This window comes from Cellulomonas sp. P4_B5_2 (genome assembly GCF_056402235.1).
On record NZ_JBFUHU010000537.1, the window covers coordinates 1 to 1,033 of the forward strand.

The window sequence follows — 1,033 nt, forward strand, 5'->3', positions numbered from 1 at the left end:
TCGGCGACGAGACCCTTCAGCAGGCCCTGGAGCCCGGCACGCCGACGCCTCGGGCGCGCCTCGATCTCATCCGGGCGGTCCGCGACGCGGGGCTGCCGTGCGGCGTCATGGTCGCGCCCGTGCTGCCGTGGCTCACGGACGACCGGGGACGCCTCGACGCTCTGCTGCGGGAGCTCGCCGACGCGGGCGCCACCGGGGTGACGGTCCTGCCACTGCACCTGCGGGGGCCGGTCAAGCCGCTCTTCCTCGCCTGGCTGCGCGAGCACGCGCCCGCCCTGGTGCACCGCTACGAGGAGCTCTACGGGCGCGGGGCGTACGTACCGCGGGAGTACGCGCGGTGGCTCGACGAGCGTGTGCGCCCCCTGCTGGTGCGGCACGGCTTCGCCGACGGGGCGGGACACCGGTCGGGTCGCCGCGAGACGCCGGGCGAGGGCTCGTACCCGACGGGCAGCCTGGCTGCGGCGGACCTTCCCGCGCTCGAGCCGAGCGTGGCGGCGGCGCAGCCCGTGCTGTTCTGACGGKTCGCTCGTCCGGCAGGCGGCCAGGACCGGCCGGAGCTACGGTGCCCGGATGTGCGCACCAGCAGCTCAGGCCCCCGCACGGTGGTCGCTCCGATGACCCGGTGGGTGTTCGACGGGCACATCGCGGGCGTGGGGACGCAGGAGGGCACGCGGATCGTCGTCGGCCGCTGGCTCGGCTCGCCCGTCGGCCCGTTCGCCGACGTCATGGTCGAGCGCGCGGACGGCACCCGGCTCCTGCTCGCGCCGCGTGACGACGTGGCCGAGCTGGTGGCGTCGACCTACGACTTCGACGCCGTGCACGTGGTCCCGGTGACGCTCGCGGCGGACGAGCGTCGACGTCGCTGGCGCCTCCGTGCGGGGCCGCTGACGGCGGACCTGACGATCGGTGCCCGGACCGCCGTCGGGCACGCGCTCGCCCTGGTGCCGCGTGCTCCCGCCGCCGCCGTGCTCGTCGCCACCGCGATCGACCCCGTCTCCCGCGTTCTCCTCGACGGCGTGCGCACCCGCGGCAC

The 1,033-nt window shown here is 76.5% G+C and carries 2 protein-coding genes; both read left to right on the forward strand.

Annotated features, from left to right (window positions below):
- Nucleotides 1-518: SPL family radical SAM protein (locus tag AC1DUQ_RS21945; RefSeq protein WP_477074665.1), on the forward strand; the 518-nt coding region annotated here is incomplete at its 5' end.
- 96 nt (nt 519-614) lie between these two features.
- On the forward strand, nt 615-1,033 hold a 419-nt coding region (locus AC1DUQ_RS21950; protein WP_477074666.1), incomplete at its 3' end, for a hypothetical protein.